This window comes from Enterobacter sp. 118C5 (assembly GCF_034107645.1).
GTDB lineage: Bacteria > Pseudomonadota > Gammaproteobacteria > Enterobacterales > Enterobacteriaceae > Enterobacter > Enterobacter nematophilus.
Map to the genome: position 1 here is coordinate 1,014,039 of NZ_JAWNEU010000001.1, position 17,598 is coordinate 1,031,636.

20 protein-coding genes and 1 other annotated feature are annotated in these 17,598 nt (G+C 55.9%); of the genes, 5 read left to right on the plus strand and 15 right to left on the minus strand.

Annotated elements, in window-relative coordinates; genetic code table 11:
* Positions 1-2: 2 nt before the first annotated feature.
* The 3 genes from UTO39_RS04770 to UTO39_RS04780 are packed head-to-tail and all read left to right on the plus strand — an operon-like array spanning position 3 to position 3,401.
* On the plus strand, positions 3-1,184 hold the full coding sequence (locus UTO39_RS04770; protein WP_320726606.1) for an acetyl-CoA C-acetyltransferase: 1,182 nt from the start codon (positions 3-5) through the stop codon (positions 1,182-1,184).
* Positions 1,185-1,228: 44 nt separating this feature from the next.
* Positions 1,229-2,620 carry a GntP family permease gene (locus tag UTO39_RS04775; RefSeq protein ID WP_320726607.1) on the plus strand — a complete coding sequence of 464 codons (1,392 nt, stop codon included), beginning with the start codon at positions 1,229-1,231 and terminating at the stop codon, positions 2,618-2,620.
* A gap of 10 nt (positions 2,621-2,630) precedes the next feature.
* The gene (locus UTO39_RS04780) at positions 2,631-3,401 is read left to right on the plus strand and encodes a 3-hydroxybutyrate dehydrogenase (protein ID WP_253541633.1); all 771 of its coding nucleotides are present in this window, start codon (positions 2,631-2,633) and stop codon (positions 3,399-3,401) included.
* A 43-nt stretch (positions 3,402-3,444) separates the two neighbouring features.
* On the opposite strand, the gene selO is transcribed toward UTO39_RS04780, so the two are convergent.
* The 14 genes from selO to thrS form a co-directional block, all read right to left on the minus strand.
* Positions 3,445-4,887, minus strand: coding sequence for a protein adenylyltransferase SelO (gene selO, locus UTO39_RS04785; protein ID WP_320726608.1), 1,443 nt, complete (start codon positions 4,885-4,887; stop codon positions 3,445-3,447).
* A 61-nt stretch (positions 4,888-4,948) separates the two neighbouring features.
* Complete coding sequence (locus UTO39_RS04790) at positions 4,949-5,665, minus strand: EAL domain-containing protein (RefSeq protein ID WP_320726609.1); 717 nt, start codon at positions 5,663-5,665, stop codon at positions 4,949-4,951.
* A gap of 291 nt (positions 5,666-5,956) precedes the next feature.
* Positions 5,957-6,421 carry an NlpC/P60 family protein gene (locus UTO39_RS04795; protein WP_061098488.1) on the minus strand — a complete coding sequence of 155 codons (465 nt, stop codon included), beginning with the start codon at positions 6,419-6,421 and terminating at the stop codon, positions 5,957-5,959.
* Between the two features lie 74 nt (positions 6,422-6,495).
* Entirely contained in the window at positions 6,496-7,251 is a 756-nt protein-coding gene (gene btuD / locus UTO39_RS04800) for a vitamin B12 ABC transporter ATP-binding protein BtuD (RefSeq protein WP_151413224.1), read from the minus strand.
* On the minus strand, positions 7,251-7,802 hold the full coding sequence (locus UTO39_RS04805) for a glutathione peroxidase (protein ID WP_061098490.1): 552 nt from the start codon (positions 7,800-7,802) through the stop codon (positions 7,251-7,253). Before UTO39_RS04805 ends, btuD begins: the two co-directional genes overlap by 1 nt.
* 22 nt (positions 7,803-7,824) lie before the next feature.
* Entirely contained in the window at positions 7,825-8,805 is a 981-nt protein-coding gene (gene btuC, locus UTO39_RS04810) for a vitamin B12 ABC transporter permease BtuC (RefSeq protein ID WP_061098491.1), read from the minus strand.
* A 102-nt stretch (positions 8,806-8,907) separates the two neighbouring features.
* On the minus strand, positions 8,908-9,207 hold the full coding sequence (gene ihfA, locus UTO39_RS04815) for an integration host factor subunit alpha (protein ID WP_003857805.1): 300 nt from the start codon (positions 9,205-9,207) through the stop codon (positions 8,908-8,910).
* A 4-nt stretch (positions 9,208-9,211) separates the two neighbouring features.
* The gene (pheT, locus tag UTO39_RS04820) at positions 9,212-11,599 is read right to left on the minus strand and encodes a phenylalanine--tRNA ligase subunit beta (protein WP_320726610.1); all 2,388 of its coding nucleotides are present in this window, start codon (positions 11,597-11,599) and stop codon (positions 9,212-9,214) included.
* A 15-nt stretch (positions 11,600-11,614) separates the two neighbouring features.
* Positions 11,615-12,598 (minus strand): phenylalanine--tRNA ligase subunit alpha, encoded by a 984-nt coding sequence (pheS, locus tag UTO39_RS04825; RefSeq protein WP_020884406.1) that lies wholly within the window; start codon positions 12,596-12,598, stop codon positions 11,615-11,617.
* Positions 12,599-12,660: 62 nt separating this feature from the next.
* Positions 12,661-12,785: a sequence feature (Phe leader region), on the minus strand.
* Positions 12,736-12,780, minus strand: coding sequence for a pheST operon leader peptide PheM (gene pheM / locus UTO39_RS04830; RefSeq protein ID WP_001386830.1), 45 nt, complete (start codon positions 12,778-12,780; stop codon positions 12,736-12,738). (Overlaps the previous feature by 45 nt.)
* Positions 12,786-12,902: 117 nt before the next feature.
* Positions 12,903-13,259 (minus strand): 50S ribosomal protein L20, encoded by a 357-nt coding sequence (gene rplT / locus UTO39_RS04835; protein ID WP_000124850.1) that lies wholly within the window; start codon positions 13,257-13,259, stop codon positions 12,903-12,905.
* A gap of 50 nt (positions 13,260-13,309) precedes the next feature.
* Entirely contained in the window at positions 13,310-13,507 is a 198-nt protein-coding gene (gene rpmI / locus UTO39_RS04840; protein WP_003030583.1) for a 50S ribosomal protein L35, read from the minus strand.
* 97 nt (positions 13,508-13,604) lie between these two features.
* On the minus strand, positions 13,605-14,147 hold the full coding sequence (gene infC / locus UTO39_RS04845; RefSeq protein ID WP_023616141.1) for a translation initiation factor IF-3: 543 nt from the start codon (positions 14,145-14,147) through the stop codon (positions 13,605-13,607).
* Between the two features lie 3 nt (positions 14,148-14,150).
* Positions 14,151-16,079 (minus strand): threonine--tRNA ligase, encoded by a 1,929-nt coding sequence (gene thrS, locus UTO39_RS04850; RefSeq protein ID WP_028012814.1) that lies wholly within the window; start codon positions 16,077-16,079, stop codon positions 14,151-14,153.
* A 322-nt stretch (positions 16,080-16,401) separates the two neighbouring features.
* Between thrS and yncL the strand changes: the two genes are divergently transcribed.
* Together yncL and yniD are read left to right on the plus strand one after the other, a co-directional pair.
* A complete protein-coding gene (gene yncL, locus UTO39_RS04855) occupies positions 16,402-16,494 on the plus strand; it encodes a stress response membrane protein YncL (RefSeq protein WP_071886547.1) in 93 nt (30 codons plus the stop codon).
* Positions 16,495-16,591: 97 nt separating this feature from the next.
* The gene (gene yniD, locus UTO39_RS04860; protein ID WP_088205299.1) at positions 16,592-16,699 is read left to right on the plus strand and encodes a small membrane protein YniD; all 108 of its coding nucleotides are present in this window, start codon (positions 16,592-16,594) and stop codon (positions 16,697-16,699) included.
* 116 nt (positions 16,700-16,815) lie between these two features.
* Here yniD and UTO39_RS04865 read toward each other — a convergent pair whose 3' ends face one another.
* Positions 16,816-17,574, minus strand: coding sequence for a YdiY family protein (locus tag UTO39_RS04865; protein ID WP_028012813.1), 759 nt, complete (start codon positions 17,572-17,574; stop codon positions 16,816-16,818).
* Positions 17,575-17,598 lie beyond the last annotated feature (24 nt).

Here is a 17,598-nt window from a genome sequence, read left to right on the forward strand (position 1 = left end):
GCATGAACAAGGTCATGATTGTCGGGGTAACGCGAACCCCCATCGGCAGTTTTCGCGGATCGCTCTCGCCCCTTTCTGCGGTTGAGCTTGGGGCCGTCACGGTACGGCGCCTGCTGGAGAACAGCGGTCTCAGCGCAGAGCAGGTAGACGAACTGATTTTCGGACAGGTGCTGACGGCCGGATGCGGGCAAAACCCCGCCCGCCAGGCGGCCATCGGCGCCGGATTGCCCGTCAGCACGCCGGCGACCACCGTCAACCTGGTGTGCGGCGCGGGCTTAAAAGCGGTGCAGCTCGCCGCGCAGGCGATCCGCTGCGGCGACGCGGAGGTGGTTATCGCCGGCGGTCAGGAGAGCATGAGCAACGCCCCGTATCTGCTGGACGGCGCGCGTGCAGGGCTGCGTTTCGGGCACGCGGGCCTCAAGGACAGCATGATTACCGACGGCCTGTGGGACGTATTCAACGATTATCACATGGGGATCACCGCTGAAAACGTCGCTCGCGAGTATGGCATTTCCCGCGAGCAGCAGGACGCCTTCGCCGCCCGGTCGCAGCAAAAAGCGGCCTCCGCCATCGAAGCGGGTCGCTTTGACGCCGAGATAGCGCCGGTGACGGTGAAACAGGGTAAAAAGCCGCCGCTGGTTATCAGCCGTGACGAACAGCCCCGACCGGGCACCGCCGCAGAGCAGCTTGCGCAGCTGCGCCCCGCCTTTTTGCACGAGGAAGGCACCGTCACGGCGGGGAATGCTTCCGCGCTCAACGACGGTGCCGCCGCGGTGCTGCTGATGAGCGAGGAAAAGGCGCGGGAGAGCGGATTTCCTGTTCTTGGCCGCATCGTGAGTTACGCCGTGACGGGCGTTGACCCGTCGGTGATGGGCATGGGCCCGGTCAGCGCCTGCCGGACGGCGCTGGCGCGAGCGGGCTGGACGCTCGACGAGGTGGACCTCATTGAAGCCAATGAAGCCTTTGCCGCCCAGGCGCTGGCGGTGGGCCAGCAGCTCGGCTGGGACGAGCGCAAGGTCAACGTTAACGGCGGCGCCATCGCCCTGGGCCATCCGATTGGCGCCTCCGGCTGCCGCATCCTCGTGACCCTGCTGTACGAAATGCAGCGCCGTGACGTTAAAAAAGGGCTCGTCACCCTGTGCGTAGGCGGCGGACAAGGCATTGCCCTGACCGTCGAGCGTTAAACCTCTCGTTGGTACCCGAATAATAATTAAAGTGAGGAGTCGTAATGAGTGTGTTAATAGCCCTGGCGGCGCTGGCACTGCTGATGCTGGCGGCCTACCGCGGATACAGCGTTATTTTGTTTGCGCCGATCGCGGCGCTCGGCGCCGTGCTGCTGACCGATCCGGGTGCCGTCGGCCCGACGTTTACCGGCCTGTTTATGGAAAAAATGGTGGGTTTCGTCAAGCTCTACTTCCCGGTGTTCCTGCTGGGGGCGGTGTTTGGCAAGCTGATTGAGCTTTCCGGTTTTTCACGCTCCATCGTCGCCGCCGCGATCCAGATCCTCGGGCGTAGACACGCCATCCCGGTGATTGTCCTGGTGTGTGCGCTGTTAACCTACGGCGGCGTTTCGCTGTTCGTGGTGGCGTTTGCGGTGTACCCGTTTGCCGCCGAGCTGTTTCGCCAGAGCGGCATCCCCAAGCGGCTGATCCCGGCCACCGTGGCGCTTGGGGCATTCTCGTTTACCATGGACGCCCTGCCCGGCACGCCGCAGATCCAGAATATCATCCCTACCAGCTTCTTCGGCACGAACGCCTGGGCGGCCCCGTGGCTGGGGCTTATCGGCTCTCTGTTTATTATCGTCTTTGGGCTGCTCTGGCTGGAGCGCCAGCGTCGGAAGGCGCTCAATAACAATGAAGGTTACGGCACGGATCTGAAAAATGAACCCGAGACGCCGGATAACATTAATCTCCCGCATCCGCTGATTGCTATCTCCCCGCTGCTGGTGGTAGGCATACTGAACCTGCTGTTTACCCGCTGGATCCCCGGCTGGTACGGCGTGACTCACGAATTAACCCTGCCCGGCCTGGCGAAACCGATTGTGACCGAGGTGGGCAAGATCACCGCCATCTGGGCCGTGGAGGCGGCGCTAATCGCCGGTATCGTGCTGGTGCTGATTTTTGGCTTTCGCAATATTCGGGGGCGTCTGGCTGAAGGCAGCCGGACGGCGGTGAGCGGAGCCATTCTGGCGGCGATGAATACCGCCTCGGAATACGGTTTCGGCGCGGTTATCGCGGCGCTGCCTGGGTTCCTGGTGTTATCCAAAGCGCTGGCGGCCATTCCGAATCCGCTGCTGAATGAGGCCATCAGCGTGACCGTCCTCGCGGGGATCACCGGTTCGGCTTCCGGCGGAATGAGCATCGCCCTTGCGGCGATGGCCGATACCTTTGTTGCTGCCGCCCATGCGGCCAATATTCCGCTTGAGGTGCTGCACCGCGTGGCCTCGATGGCGAGCGGCGGGATGGATACCCTTCCCCATAACGGCGCGGTGATTACCCTGCTGGCTATCACCGGCCTGAGCCATCGCCAGGCCTACGGCGGCATTTTCGCTATCACCATCATTAAAAGTCTGGCAGTGCTTTTTGTCATTGCCGTGTTCTATCTGACCGGCATTGTGTAAGGAGAGAAGAATGAATCTGAACGGTAAAACCGCCCTGGTAACCGGCTCGACCAGCGGCATTGGCCTGGGGATCGCCCGCGTGCTGGCGAAGGCGGGCGCGCAGCTGATCCTCAACGGCTTCGGCGACAGCGCATCGGCACGGGAAGAGATTGCGCAACTGGGCAAAAAGCCGGGCTATCACGATGCGGATCTGCGGGACGTACTGCAGATTGAGGCCATGATGCGCTACGCCGAATCGCAGTTTGGCGGCGTGGATATTCTTGTGAACAACGCCGGGATCCAGCACGTGGCCCCGGTTGACGCCTTTCCGGTGGAGAAATGGAACGACATTATCGCCATTAACCTTTCCGCGGTGTTTCACACCAGCCGGCTGGCGCTGCCGGCCATGCGGGAGAAAAACTGGGGGCGCGTCATCAATATCGCCTCCGTTCACGGGCTGGTCGCGTCGAAAGAGAAATCGGCCTACGTTGCGGCCAAGCACGGCGTGGTGGGCTTTACCAAATCCCTGGCGCTGGAAACCGCCCGCACGGGGATTACCGCCAATACTATTTGCCCCGGCTGGGTACTGACCCCGCTGGTGCAGCAGCAAATCGACAAGCGTATCGCAGATGGTGTACCGCCGGAGCAGGCCCGCGAACAGCTACTGGCGGAGAAACAGCCTTCAGGGGAGTTTGTTACCCCGGAACAGCTGGGCGAGCTGGCGCTGTTTTTGTGCAGCGACGGCGCCGTGAACGTTCGCGGCGCCGCGTGGAATATGGATGGCGGCTGGGTTGCTCAGTGATGAACAGGCCGGGTAAGGCAACGCCGCCGCCCGGCCAACATCTCTAGCTTGAGCAGCTGACCTCCAGCCGCTTGCCCCAATCGGGCGGGCGGCTGACGTAGTCATCATCCCGGTCGGCAAACGGCGTGCGCAACGCCAGATGCAGCCGGTGTAACTCGTCGTACTTGCCCTGCTCTGCCTGCTCAATCGCCCGCTGCGCCAGCCAGTTGCGTAATACCATCGCGGGATTCGCTGCGTTCATCTGCGCCTGACGGGTAGCGTCGTCTACCTGCTCCTGCTGCAGCCGCGTGCGGTACTGTGCAAACCAGTCGTCAAACGCCTGACGGTCAATAAACTCGTCGCGCAGCGGCGAGGCGGCGCTGTGCAGCTCCGTCTGGCCCAGCATGCGGAAGGTGCGGGTGTAATCGCTTCCCTCACGCGCCATCAGGGCAAACAGGCCGTTGAGGATGTCGTTGTCGCCCTTCTCCTGGGTCATCAGCCCCAGCTTGTTACGCATCAGCGTGCCGTACTCCCGCAGCAAAAGGTCCTGATAGCTGTCGAGCGCATCGTTCAGGGCATCAACGTCGATAAACGGCGATAAGGTCTGTGCAAGCCGCTGAAGGTTCCACAGCCCAACCGCGGGCTGATTATCAAAGCTATAACGCCCCTGATAGTCGGAATGGTTGCAGATATACCCCGGCTGATAATCGTCAAGGAAACCAAACGGACCGTAATCAAAGGTCAGGCCGAGAATCGACATGTTGTCCGTGTTCATGACCCCGTGAGCAAAGCCTACCGTTTGCCAGCGCGCAATCATCGTGGCGGTACGGGCAACCACGTCCCGGAACCAGAGAACGTATTTATCCGCCTCATCCTGCAGATGCGCCCAGTGGTGGCGAATGGCGAAGTCCGCGAGCTGGCGAACCTTGTCCGGCTCGCGGCGATAGTAAAAGTGCTCAAAATGACCAAAGCGCAGATGGCTTTGCGCAATGCGCATCAGCATCGCCCCCTTTTCCACCGTTTCGCGCGCCACCGGCGTGTCGCTGGTGACAATCGACAGCGCGCGGGTGGTGGGAATACCCAGCGCATGCATCGCTTCGGATGCCAGACTTTCGCGTATTGTTGACCGCAATACCGCGCGCCCGTCGCCCATGCGTGAGTAAGGGGTAAGGCCTGCGCCTTTCAGATGCCAGTCAACCGTCTCCCCGTTGGGAAGCCGTTGTTCGCCGAGCAGGATCCCCCTGCCGTCGCCCAGCTGCCCCGCCCAGACGCCAAACTGGTGCCCGCTATAGACCTGAGCCAGAGGCTGCATGCCGGGGAGAAGCGTCTCGCCTCCCCAGACGCCAGCGCTCTCTGAACGCTGAAATAGATCGGGCGGAATGGCCAGCTCATCGGCCAGCCGATCGTTATGCCAGATAAGACGTGAATTATGTAACGGTGTTGGTTTGAGTGCGGTGTAAAAGCCAGGCAACTCGTCATGCCAGTGAGCAGTAAAAGACAGGGTCATAAGTCCTCCTGCTTTTAGTGTAGAGGGTTTACCCGGACTTAAACACGGGCGAAAGGCAGGGTTATCGCTGCTGAACGAGCGTCGTGACGTGCTCCGCCGAGACGGCTGGCCAGAGCGCGCCCTGCATGGCACCAAAATTGAAGGACAGAACGCGCTGCAGCAGGCCGTGGGCGTCAATGCCGGAGACGATCACCGACTGGCAGTGCGGGGTTATTTGCCAGAGGATCGCGCGCATAAAAGGCTCGAAAGAAAGCTCTGAAGCGCGCTGCTGGATGAATCCTTTATCAAGAATAACCCGTTTAAATAATCCATCATAGACGGCCTTGAGCGATGCCGCACCGGCACCAAAGTTTGCCAGCACCAGCGGAAAATGGATTGCCATTCTTGCCAGTTGCAGATCGTCCTTTCCGTTATTTAAATCTGGATAGTTCTCATTAACAGTAAACTCAAGAAACGGATAACGCTCAAGAATTGAAACAGCATTCCCATTACTTAATAAAAACTCAACAATTGCTGGTGTAATATTGATCCATGCAATTAACTGATGCTGAATAAAAAACAGTTTACAGGTATCAAGCAATTGCAGTTTTTCGTTAAACAGCGCTAACTCCTCTGCTGCTGAAAGCCGAGGGATAACGAGCTCGGTGGGGATCCTCACATCGGTGCCGACGCCAGTAAAGTTAACCAGTATTTCTAAACCTTTTAGCTCGCCTGCGCTATTACGGGCAGGCAGAAGCATCAGTTCAGACTGGTAAGCATTATCTAGCGTAATAATCATTGCACTCGCCCCGCATTAAAGATGAGAGAGGACATCCTGGAGCAATTGCTGACACAATTCCACTGTCTTGATTTTAATAAGTTTAATTTCATTAGTTCCGTATTAATTTTCAGATTTATCCCTGAATCTAAAATAATCTTATCCTGGTTACTGAATAATAGCCAGTTTTAGATAAAACAGACACATAAGGATGTTGCTAATTTAGGTAAATTTAACTTTAATCAGCTTATTTGAGAAAAACGGCATGGCTTAATAGTTACCATGCCGACATAAGAATCGTGTACGGGCAGTCTAAATACGTCGCGCCTGCCAGAAATTTTTACGCCAGTACACGTTATCAAGAGAAGAGCGCATCACGCCGCGACTGGTAGAGGCGTGAATAAACTGGTTGTCTGTATCATATATCCCAACATGGAGGCCGCTTTCTCCCGAGCCGGTTTTGAAAAAGACCAGGTCACCGGGCAGGAGATCGTCTTTATCAATTTCAGTGCCTATTTCCGCCTGTTTGCGCGTGTCTCGCGGAAGCTGTAAATCAAACTTGTCACGAAACGTCATCAGCACAAAGCCTGAGCAGTCCACCCCGCCGCGGCTCATGCCGCCGTAGCGATAAGGCGTGCCGCGCCAGTTGCTCAGCTGATCGTTAAGGCTGGCAATGACGGTGATAGAATCTGATAGCCGCGGATTAGGCGGCGGTGCACGATGGCTGCTGCATCCAGCAAGAAAGAGTGCCGCCACGAGGAGAAACCAGAATCGCATTTTCAGACGAATCCTCTGCTTTTATTGTTCTTTCGGTAATTTAGCGTGCAATTGTGTCAACAGGCAAGAAACGGTTACTCCAGCCCGGTAGAAATCAGCATCTTATGCCCCTCTATATCCAGCCTGCGGAACGACATGTTGTAGGCACGGGCGAGATTGGGCGGCGTCAGGACCCGATCCCGCGTACCGCTGGCGACCATCCTGCCGTGCGACAGGAGCCACACGCGATGGGCGTGACGTAACGTATGGTTAAGATCGTGGCTGCTCATCACTACGGCGATACCTTTCCTGCTCAGCGCGCTTAGCAGGCTATCCAGCGCCGCCTGCTGGGCAACATCCAGACCGCTCATCGGTTCATCCAGCAGCAGCATCCTCCCGTGAGGGTTGCCCGCGGGATGGATCTGCAGAATGACCGCCGCCAGACGCACCCGCTGCCATTCCCCCCCGGAAAGCTGGCTGGCATGCCGGGAGAGTTTATCTTCCAGCCCTAACGCCGCAGCCACCTCCTCCAACAGTGCCGTATGCTGTTTGTCGTGCAGATGCAGCATCAGATAATGCCAGACCGGCATCGCAAAAGGCGGTACCTGCTGCTGCACCAGGTAGCTGCGCCGATGTGCCAGCGAGGCGGGTGACCAGTCGACCAAAGCCTGTTCCAGCAGAGTAATCTGCCCTGGCCCGGTGGTCAGCCCCGCCATCCGCGCCAGCAGCGTGCTTTTACCCGCGCCGTTTGGCCCGACGAGATGCAGGATTTCCCCCGAACTGATGTCGCAGGTTATCGGCTCCAGACGCCCCTTCTCGGCGACGTCCGTGAGCTGCATCAGCAGCGTCATTATTTCGCCAGCGCCAGCTTAATAGATTCCATGAGGATCGGATCCTCAGGCGTCATATCAGGCGAAAAACGCTGAACGACCTGGCCGTCACGACCAATCAGGAATTTTTCGAAGTTCCACAGAATGTCGTCCGGATAGAGCGGCGCGCGGCCTTTGCTGGCCATACGCTCGTAAAAACCGCTCTCTTCCGGCGCAACGGCCTTCGGCGCGGCAGCAATCAGCTTCGCATACAGCGGATGGCGGTCTTCACCGTTGACGTCAATTTTGCTGAACATCGGGAACGTCACGCCATAGGTGGTGCTGCAGAAGGTTTTAATCTCTTCTTCGCTGCCCGGCTCCTGGCCCAGGAACTGGTTGCACGGGAAGCCCAGCACGGTAAAACCGTCTTTCTCCCAGGCCTTATGAATATTCTCCAGCTGCTCGTACTGCGGCGTCAGGCCGCATTTCGATGCCACGTTGACGATGAGCAACACCTTGCCTTTGTAGCCTTCCAGCGTGGTGTTATCCCCATCAATGGTGGTCACTTCGGTATTCAGGATATCTGACTGCATAGCATTTCCTCAGGTTATCGATTTAACGTCCAGCTTTTAATAGTAGCCAGATAAAGACTGGCGCGCCCAGCGTAGCGGTCACCACGCCAACAGGCAATTCTGCGGCCGTCAGGGCGAGACGGGCGATGATATCGGCCACCAGCAGCGTGGCAGCCCCGGCAACCGCCGAGGCCGGAAGCAAGGTTCGATGATCCGTGAAGCCGCACAGACGCAGCATGTGCGGAATGACCAGCCCGATAAAGCCAATCGCCCCCGCCAGGGCCACGCTGACGCCCACCAGCCAGCCAATGGCAATGACCAGTACGTTACGCCAGAAACCAATCGGCATGCCGAGCTGGCGGGCAGAGATTTCCCCCAGCGCGAGCCGATTCAGCGGCTGGGCCTGCAGCGCAGCCCACGCGATGACCGGCACCAGCAGCGCCATTAGCCAGCCCTGCTGCCAGTCAACGCCGCCAAAGCCGCCCATCATCCAGTACATGAGCTGGCGCAGGTCAAAGGAGGTCGAGAAGTAGACTGCCCAGGTCATCAGCGCGCTACAGATGATCCCCAGCGCAACGCCGGCAAGCAGCAGCCGGCTGGTCGACAGGTGCCGTCTGGCGAAGCGAAGAAGAATGACGGTGATCAGCAGTGCGCCAAGAATGGCGCTCAGGCTAATACTCCAGCCGGAGAGTTCTCCCCCGCCCAGCATCACCGCCGCAATCAGCCCGACGCCTGCACCGTTCGACACTCCGAGCAGGCCGGGCTCCGCCAGCGGGTTTTCGAACAGCGCCTGCATAATGGTGCCAGACAGCGCCAGCGCGGCGCCGACCAGGATCACCGCAACGGTGCGCGGCAGGCGAATTTGCCAGACGAAGAGCTGCCCGTCAGGCCCCAGCCAGCGTTCAGGCCCGATCCAGCTGTCGCCCGCGCAGAGGCTGATACCCGCGGCAAGAATAAGCAGCAGCACCAGCAGAAGCAGGCGACGCCGGTCGGAACGGTGCTGGCGATGAGCATAATCAAGCATGTGTACGGTTTGTTAGCGAGTGATGTAATTGATTTTACGGCGGGTTTGCCGGAGAGCGCAAAGAAAAAAGGCCGCGTGGGCGGCCTTTTTGGTTAGTTCATATTACTCTGCTTTAGGCGTTGCGTTTTCGACGCGGCTCTTTAACTTCTGGCCGGGTCTGAAGGTCACCACGCGGCGGGCTGTAATGGGAATATCTTCCCCCGTCTTCGGGTTACGGCCCGGACGTTGGTTTTTGTCTCGCAAATCAAAATTGCCAAAACCGGAGAGTTTTACCTGCTCACCATTTTCCAGAGCACGACGGATCTCTTCGAAAAACAGCTCTACCAGCTCTTTGGCATCCCGTTTGCTAAGCCCAAGCTTATCAAACAGATATTCTGACATTTCAGCTTTTGTAAGCGCCATAGGTTCAATCCCTCAATGATGCCTGGAATCGCTCTTTTAATGCCTCTACACATTTGGCGACGGTAGCGGCAATCTCCTCTTCTTCGAGTGTACGGCTGGTATCCTGAAGGATAAGGCTGATAGCGAGGCTCTTGAAACCTTCTGCTACGCCCTTGCCGCGGTACACGTCAAATAAGTTTACGCCAACTACCTGATTTACGCCAACTTTCTTACATTCGGCCAAAATATCTGCTGCAGGCACGTTTTCAGCGACCACAACCGCGATATCACGGCGGTTCGCCGGGAAGCGGGAGACGTCCTGCGCCTGAGGAATGACGCGGTCTGCAACCGGGCTCCACTCCAGCTCGAACACGATGGTACGGCCGTTCAGGTCCAGCTTACGCTCCAGCTCAGGGTGAACAACCCCAATGAAACCAACGCGTTTGCCGTCTAAATAAATCGCCGCGCTCTGGCCTGGATGAAGCGCAGGAATCGCTTCCGCGCGGAATTCAATTTCAGATAATTTACCGGTCAGATCCAGAATTGCTTCCAGATCGCCCTTCATATCGTAGAAATCAACCGTGCCTTTTGCCAGGTCCCAGTGCTCTTCGTAGCGGTTACCGCTGATGGCACCAGCCAGCATGAGATCCTGACGGATGCCTAAATTTGCCTGATTATCCGGCACAAAGCGCAAACCGCTTTCGAAAATGCGCACGCGGTTTTGCTGGCGGTTCTGGTTGTAAACGATAGTCCCCAGCAGGCCCGTCCACAGGGACAGACGCATCGCGGACATTTCGCTGGAGATTGGGCTTGGCAGGATCAGCGCTTCCTGACCCGGGTGGATCAGCTGCTGCAGCTTAGGATCAACGAAGCTGTAGGTGATCACTTCCTGGTAGCCTTTGTCGTTCAGCATGGTTTTCACACGCTTCAGGGACAGGTCGGCTTCACGGTGGGTGCCCATCACCAGACCCGCCTGCACAGGCTCGTCAGGAATGTTGTTGTAGCCGTAGACGCGGGCCACTTCTTCCACCAGATCTTCTTCGATCTCCATGTCGAAACGCCAGGATGGCGCAACGGCCTTCCACTCGTCCTGGCCTTCGGTCACTTCACAGCCCAGGCGCGTCAGGATGTCGGTCACCTGCGCATCGGCAACGTGATGGCCAATCAGGCGATCCAGCTTGCTGCGGCGCAGGGTAATGGTGGCGCGCTTCGGCAGGGTCGCTTCGTTGGTGACGTCGATAACCGGGCCCGCTTCGCCGCCGCAGATGTCGATCAGCAGGCGGGTTGCACGCTCCATCGCTTTGTACTGCAGCGCCGGGTCAACGCCGCGCTCGTAGCGGTGAGACGCGTCGGTGTGCAGGCCGTGACGGCGCGCGCGGCCGGTGATGGAGAGCGGGCTGAAGAACGCACATTCCAGCAGGACGTTTTGCGTTTCGTCGTTGACGCCGGAGTGTTCGCCGCCAAAGATACCGCCCATCGCCAGCGCTTTGCCGTGGTCAGCAATCACCAGAGTGTCGGCGTTCAGTTTGGCTTCAGTGCCGTCCAGCAGCACCAGGGTTTCCCCCTCTTTCGCCATGCGCACAACGATGCCGCCGTCGATACGATCTTTATCGAACGCGTGCATCGGCTGGCCCAGCTCCAGCAGAACGTAGTTGGTCACATCAACCACGGCGTCGATTGAGCGGATACCGCAGCGGCGCAGCTTCTCTTTCATCCACAGCGGGGTTGGCGCTTTAACGTTAATGCCTTTTACCACGCGACCGAGGTAGCGCGGGCAGGCGTCTGCAGCGTCAACCTGAATCGGCAGCACGTCACTGATGGTCGCTTCAACCGGCACAATTTCCGGCGCGTTGAGTTCGGTCTGGTTCAGCACGGCCACGTCGCGCGCCACGCCGATAATGCCTAAGCAGTCCGCACGGTTTGGCGTAACGCTGATTTCGATGGTGTTGTCATCGAGCTTCAGGTATTCACGGATATCGGTGCCGATCGGCGCATCCAGCGGCAGCTCAATGATGCCGTTGTGATCGTCGGAAATACCCAGCTCGGAGAAGGAGCACAGCATGCCTTCAGACGGCTCGCCGCGCAGCTTGGCCGCTTTAATTTTGAAATCACCCGGCAGCACGGCACCGACGGTCGCCACGGCCACCTTCAGGCCCTGACGGCAGTTTGGCGCGCCGCAGACGATGTCCAGCAGGCGGTCACCGCCAACGTTCACTTTTGTCACGCGCAGTTTGTCAGCATTAGGGTGCTGGCCGCACTCGACCACTTCACCCACCACTACGCCGTTGAAGGCACCTGAAACCGGCTCAACGCCGTCAACTTCCAGGCCCGCCATGGTGATCTGGTTGGAAAGCGCTTCGCTGTCCAGCGTGGTGTTCACCCACTCGCGTAACCACAGTTCACTGAATTTCATTGTTCTGTCCTGCCCTTATTTAAACTGTTTGAGGAAACGCAGATCGTTTTCGAAGAATGCACGTAAGTCGGTCACGCCGTAGCGCAGCATGGTCAGACGCTCCATGCCCATGCCGAACGCAAAGCCGGAGTAAACTTCCGGATCGATACCCACGTTGCGCAGTACGTTTGGATGCACCATGCCGCAGCCCAGCACTTCCAGCCATTTGCCGTTTTTACCCATCACGTCAACTTCCGCAGACGGTTCAGTGAACGGGAAGTAGGACGGGCGGAAACGAACCTGCAAATCTTCCTCAAAGAAGTTGTTCAGGAAATCGTGCAGCGTGCCCTTCAGGTTGGTGAAGCTGATGTTTTTATCAACAATCAGCCCTTCCATCTGGTGGAACATTGGGGTGTGGGTCTGATCGTAGTCGTTACGATAGACGCGGCCCGGCGCGATGATGCGGATTGGCGGTTCCTGTTCCTTCATGGTACGGATCTGAACGCCAGAGGTCTGGGTACGCAGCAGACGCGTCGCGTCAAACCAGAAAGTGTCGTGGTCAGCGCGTGCCGGATGATGGCCAGGAATGTTCAGGGCGTCGAAGTTGTGGTAATCATCTTCGATTTCCGGGCCAGTCGCCACGGTAAAGCCGAGCTCACCGAAGAAACTTTCAATACGATCGATAGTACGGGTAACCGGATGCAGACCGCCGTTTTCGATACGGCGACCCGGCAGAGAAACGTCGATGGTTTCTGCGGCCAGACGCGCATTCAGTACCGCGCTCTCCAGCTCGGCCTTACGTGCGTTCAGCGCCTGCTGAACCTGCTCTTTGGCTTCGTTAATCACCGCACCCGCTGCCGGGCGTTCTTCTGGCGGCAGTTCACGCAGGGTTGTCATTTGAAGGGTCAGGTGCCCTTTCTTCCCAAGATATTCGACGCGGACATTGTCTAACGCGGCAACATCTGAGGCCTGATTAATGGCGGCTGTTGCACTGGCAACCAGCTCTGCGAGATGTGACATGATTTTCCTCATTATGTCGGTGCAGACACCGATTTGGTGGAGTTATTCTCTCAAATTCAGGCACAAAAAAAGCCTCCATCGGGAGGCTTATCTGGCGCTGTTTTTCGTTTCATCTTTCACGCGCTAGCCTCCTGGAGTCAGGTGCTAAAGTAAAAGAAGAAGCGGAAAATAGCAGCATTCATGCTTGCGTTACCTTGTCTGGTAAAAACCGTTAAGACCTTATTGAAAAGCCTGCACGGGTAAAAGTCAATGTTCTGATGACGTTAAAACAAAAGAGGGAGCAAAGCTCCCTCTCTCAACTGGCTTATGCCAGTGCTGCTTTCGCTTTTTCGACCAGAGCGGTGAACGCTACTTTGTCGAATACTGCGATGTCAGCCAGGATCTTACGGTCGATTTCAACAGAGGCTTTTTTCAGGCCGTTGATGAATTTGCTGTAAGAAATACCGTTCTGACGTGCTGCTGCGTTGATACGCGCAATCCACAGTTGACGGAACTGACGCTTACGCTGACGACGGTCACGGTAAGCGTACTGACCTGCTTTGATAACAGCCTGGAAGGCAACGCGGTATACGCGTGAACGCGCACCGTAGTAGCCTTTAGCTTGTTTCAAAATTTTCTTGTGACGTGCACGTGCAATTACACCACGTTTTACGCGAGCCATATGTGCTCTCCTGTATCTATATTCTTAGTAAAAAATTAAACGTTAACGGCTTATGCGTACGGCAGGCACGCGATAACCAGACCCAGATCGCCTTTAGAAACAAGGCCTTTTGGACGCAGGTGACGTTTACGCTTAGTAGATTTTTTGGTCAGAATATGACGCAGGTTTGCGTGCTTACGCTTAAATCCACCACCACCGGTTTTTTTGAAGCGCTTAGCAGCACCGCGTACGGTCTTAATTTTTGGCATCTTAATAACTTCCACTTCGCATTGTTAAATAAACGAAACATAGGCGAACAAAACCTATGAAACCCGAAGGCTCCACAGATTTTGCTGCTTGAAGGCCTTACTGTTTCTTCTTAGGAGCGAGCACCATGATCATCTGGCGGCCTTCGATCTTCGTAGGGAAGGATTCGACTACTGCCAGTTCACTCAGATCGTCACGGACGCGGTTAAGCACTTCCATACCAATCTGTTGGTGGGCCATCTCACGACCGCGGAAACGCAGCGTGATCTTGGCCTTATCGCCATCTTCCAGAAAGCGAATCAGGCTGCGGAGTTTTACCTGATAATCGCCATCGTCGGTACCAGGACGGAATTTGATTTCCTTAACCTGGATAACTTTTTGCTTCTTCTTCTGTTCCTTAGAAGACTTACTCTTTTCATAAAGGAACTTGCCGTAGTCCATGATACGACAAACTGGCGGTTCGGCGTTAGGGCTGATTTCAACTAAATCTACTCCAGCTTCTTCAGCCTTTTCGATCGCTTCTCTCAGACTCACAATCCCCAGCTGCTCGCCTTCCAGACCTGTTAAGCGAACTTCCTGGGCGCGAATCTCGCCATTGATACGATTCGGACGTGCCGTTTGAACTCGTTTTCCGCCTTTAATACCTTATTCCTCCAGTTGTTGAAGACTGCGGCTGCGAATCTCTTGTTGCAGCTTCTCAATCACTTCACTTACGTCCAAGCTGCCCAGGTCTTTACCACGGCGGGTGCGAACGGCAACTTTGCCTGCTTCCACCTCTTTATCACCACAGACCAACATATACGGGACACGACGTAAAGTGTGCTCGCGGATTTTAAAGCCAATCTTCTCATTTCTCAAGTCTGCTTTTACGCGAATGCCCGCATTTTGTAGTTTCTGCGTCAATTCTTTAACGTAATCCGCCTGAGAATCGGTAATGTTCATCACCACGACCTGCACTGGCGCAAGCCAGGTTGGGAAGAAGCCCGCGAACTCTTCGGTCAGGATGCCGATGAAGCGCTCCAGAGAACCGAGAATGGCACGGTGAATCATGACCGGCACCTGACGCTCGTTGTCTTCGCCAACATAAGAGGCGCTTAAACGCTGCGGCAGGGAGAAGTCCAGCTGTACAGTACCGCACTGCCATGCGCGATCGAGGCAGTCATACAGGGTAAATTCAATTTTCGGACCGTAGAACGCGCCCTCACCCAGCTGGTATTCGAACGGAATACCGTTCTCTTCCAGCGCTACGGCGAGATCCGCTTCTGCGCGATCCCAGGTCTCATCGCTACCGATACGTTTTTCCGGACGCGTTGAGAGTTTGACTACGATCTTCTCGAAGCCAAAGGTGCTGTACATATCGTAGACCATACGAATACAGGCGTTAACTTCGTCACGAACCTGATCTTCAGTACAGAAGATATGCGCATCATCCTGAGTAAAGCCACGAACGCGCATCAGACCGTGCAGCGCACCTGATGGCTCGTTACGATGGCAGCTACCGAACTCCGCCATACGCAGCGGCAGGTCGCGGTAGGATTTCAGACCCTGGTTGAAGATCTGAACGTGGCCCGGGCAGTTCATTGGCTTGATGCAGTATTCACGGTTCTCAGACGAGGTGGTGAACATCGCATCTTTGTAGTTGTCCCAGTGGCCGGTTTTTTCCCACAGCACACGGTCCATCATGAACGGGCCTTTCACTTCCTGATACTGGTACTCTTTCAGCTTGGAGCGTACGAACGTTTCCAGTTCACGGAAGATGGTCCAGCCATCGTTATGCCAGAACACCATACCCGGCGCTTCTTCCTGCATGTGGTACAGGTCGAGCTGCTTACCGATTTTACGGTGGTCACGCTTCGCGGCCTCTTCCAGGCGCTGCAGGTACGCGTTCAGGGCTTTCTTATCAGCCCACGCGGTACCATAGATACGCTGCAACATCTTGTTGTTGCTGTCGCCACGCCAGTAGGCGCCGGCGATCTTCATCAGTTTGAAATGATGACAGAAGCGCATGTTCGGCACGTGCGGTCCACGGCACATGTCGACGTATTCTTCGTGATGATACAAGCCAGGCTTGTCATCATGAGCAATGTTTTCATCGAGAATAGAGACTTTATAGCTCTCGCCACGCTTGACGAAGGTTTCACGCGCTTCGTGCCAGCTGACTTTCTTCTTGATGACGTCATAGTTGGTTTCGGCGAGCTCGTGCATACGTTTTTCGAGCGCGTCGATATCTTCCTGGGTCAGGGTGTGGTCAAGATCAACGTCGTAGTAGAAACCGTTGTCGATAACCGGACCGATCGCCATTTTGGTGTTTGGCCACAGCTGCTTGATAGCATGACCCAACAGGTGCGCGCAGGAGTGACGAATGATCTCCAGACCTTCTTCGTCTTTCGCGGTGATGATCGCAAGCGTCGCATCGTTTTCAATCAGATCGGACGCATCAACCAGCTCACCGTTAACACGGCCGGCGATAGTCGCTTTCGCGAGGCCAGGACCGATGTCCAGGGCAACATCCATAGGGCTAACAGCGTGGTCGAAATGGCGTTGGCTGCCATCAGGAAGAGTAATTACAGGCATTTTATATCCTTATTTGCAGTGATGCCCCACACATAAGAGCATATACAAAGAAAATAATCGTGATTTGACAATAGATTACGACACCATCTGACCAACAATCGTCAAATTGGTTCGTCATCATGCACCTGCCGAATTCAGATTAATGCGGATTTACGGCAAGCGACGTAATGTTAACACTATCAGCAAGGAGATTGCACCCTCTGCAGCCAGATTGATGGGCTGGCACTTAGCGTAAATTTGCAGATTGCATCTCTCCGGCGCTCGCATTTCAGACATGCTGGGCTACTCTTGAACATGCCTTTTATATCAACAGGTGCATACCATGAATGTATCCAGTAGAACGGTTGTGATTTTGAACGTCCTTTCCGCAACAGGTTTATTGTTGATTCTCGCCGAACGATTCCACTGGTTCTGAGCCGAACCCTCGTTGGCATAACCCGATCGATCCCGGGAAGGCGCATCTTTTGGCCCCGTTTGATAGACTATGCGTATCAACGAACAAGGATTAGGTTATGCCAACAAAACGATTTGCCGTAAAACACTGGAAAATGGTGCTGGTGCTGGTTGCCATCTGCGGCGCAATGCTGTTATTTCGTTGGGCGGCAATGATTTGGGGCTAAGTAGACATATTAGCAGTCCAAATAAAAATTAATGCCGTTGCGCATGATGAGAATTTATTGGCGCGGGTTAATCATAATAATGAAAACGGGCCGACACTAACATCGGCCCGCTATGATTACATTTTATAGCCCAGCGAAATCGTGGTTCTGCGATCGGTATGATCCGGTGCCGTTTCTGGCGGTGAAGAGTTCCAGGTCACGTTGTAGGCCAATTTCAAACCGAAGTGTTCATTGATAGCCACGTTCAACGCGCTTTCAGAGTTCAGCGTCGTATCCTCGGCACCAAAGACAGAAACACCCTGCGTAAATTTGGTGTTGTCGGTCATCTGCCAGGCATACGTGCCGGAAGCATAACCCAGCGGCTGGGTTTCATTTTCGCCATTGGTGTACTCGTCATAGCGGACACCAGGACCGAATTCGAAACGGAGGCTGTGTACCGGACCATTCAGGAACTGACGACCATAACCGGCGGTGAATACATCGCGCTGGCGATAGCCGTTGAAGCGGTCGGTTAACCAACTTGCCTGACCAAAGATGTAGTCATAGTCGGTCATGTTGTAACGGCTACGTCCACCTACCGCGTATTTCTCGGATGAGCGTTCATCGTTAGCGGACGTGTTGCTGGCATTTCCCCACAGCGACCATGCAGTGGTATTGCCGTACCAGGTCAGGGTGCTGTCCGCCGTCAGAGAAGAGCTTTTCGTGTTACCCGATTGCGCGAGATACCCGGCGTTCAGGTTACCTTCAAACGGTTTTTTGGCAGTGGAGGGATCGTCCATGACAGTAAAAACGGTGTCATCGGCGGCTGCATTCAGTGATGCAAAAACGCCACCCGCCAGCATCAGTGCTGCGGGTACTGTCTTCAAAAGCTTCATTTTATTTAAGGAGTCCGTACAACA

Bases quoted from the DNA above. Each gene is read 5' to 3' on its own strand.
- UTO39_RS04775 (WP_320726607.1), top strand. From the start codon at position 1,229: ATGAGTGTGTTAATAGCCCTGGCGGCGCTGGCACTGCTGATGCTGGCG.
- yncL (WP_071886547.1), top strand. From the start codon at position 16,402: ATGAATGTATCCAGTAGAACGGTTGTGATTTTGAACGTCCTTTCCGCA.
- selO (WP_320726608.1), bottom strand. From the start codon at position 4,887: ATGACCCTGTCTTTTACTGCTCACTGGCATGACGAGTTGCCTGGCTTT.
- btuD (WP_151413224.1), bottom strand. From the start codon at position 7,251: ATGACGCTGCTGATGCAGCTCACGGACGTCGCCGAGAAGGGGCGTCTG.
- UTO39_RS04770 (WP_320726606.1), top strand. From the start codon at position 3: ATGAACAAGGTCATGATTGTCGGGGTAACGCGAACCCCCATCGGCAGT.
- btuC (WP_061098491.1), bottom strand. From the start codon at position 8,805: ATGCTTGATTATGCTCATCGCCAGCACCGTTCCGACCGGCGTCGCCTG.
- UTO39_RS04865 (WP_028012813.1), bottom strand. From the start codon at position 17,574: ATGAAGCTTTTGAAGACAGTACCCGCAGCACTGATGCTGGCGGGTGGC.
- UTO39_RS04805 (WP_061098490.1), bottom strand. From the start codon at position 7,802: ATGCAGTCAGATATCCTGAATACCGAAGTGACCACCATTGATGGGGAT.
- rplT (WP_000124850.1), bottom strand. From the start codon at position 13,259: ATGGCTCGCGTAAAACGTGGTGTAATTGCACGTGCACGTCACAAGAAA.
- rpmI (WP_003030583.1), bottom strand. From the start codon at position 13,507: ATGCCAAAAATTAAGACCGTACGCGGTGCTGCTAAGCGCTTCAAAAAA.
- pheT (WP_320726610.1), bottom strand. From the start codon at position 11,599: ATGAAATTCAGTGAACTGTGGTTACGCGAGTGGGTGAACACCACGCTG.
- pheS (WP_020884406.1), bottom strand. From the start codon at position 12,598: ATGTCACATCTCGCAGAGCTGGTTGCCAGTGCAACAGCCGCCATTAAT.
- thrS (WP_028012814.1), bottom strand. From the start codon at position 16,079: ATGCCTGTAATTACTCTTCCTGATGGCAGCCAACGCCATTTCGACCAC.
- UTO39_RS04780 (WP_253541633.1), top strand. From the start codon at position 2,631: ATGAATCTGAACGGTAAAACCGCCCTGGTAACCGGCTCGACCAGCGGC.
- UTO39_RS04795 (WP_061098488.1), bottom strand. From the start codon at position 6,421: ATGCGATTCTGGTTTCTCCTCGTGGCGGCACTCTTTCTTGCTGGATGC.
- UTO39_RS04790 (WP_320726609.1), bottom strand. From the start codon at position 5,665: ATGATTATTACGCTAGATAATGCTTACCAGTCTGAACTGATGCTTCTG.
- ihfA (WP_003857805.1), bottom strand. From the start codon at position 9,207: ATGGCGCTTACAAAAGCTGAAATGTCAGAATATCTGTTTGATAAGCTT.
- yniD (WP_088205299.1), top strand. From the start codon at position 16,592: ATGCCAACAAAACGATTTGCCGTAAAACACTGGAAAATGGTGCTGGTG.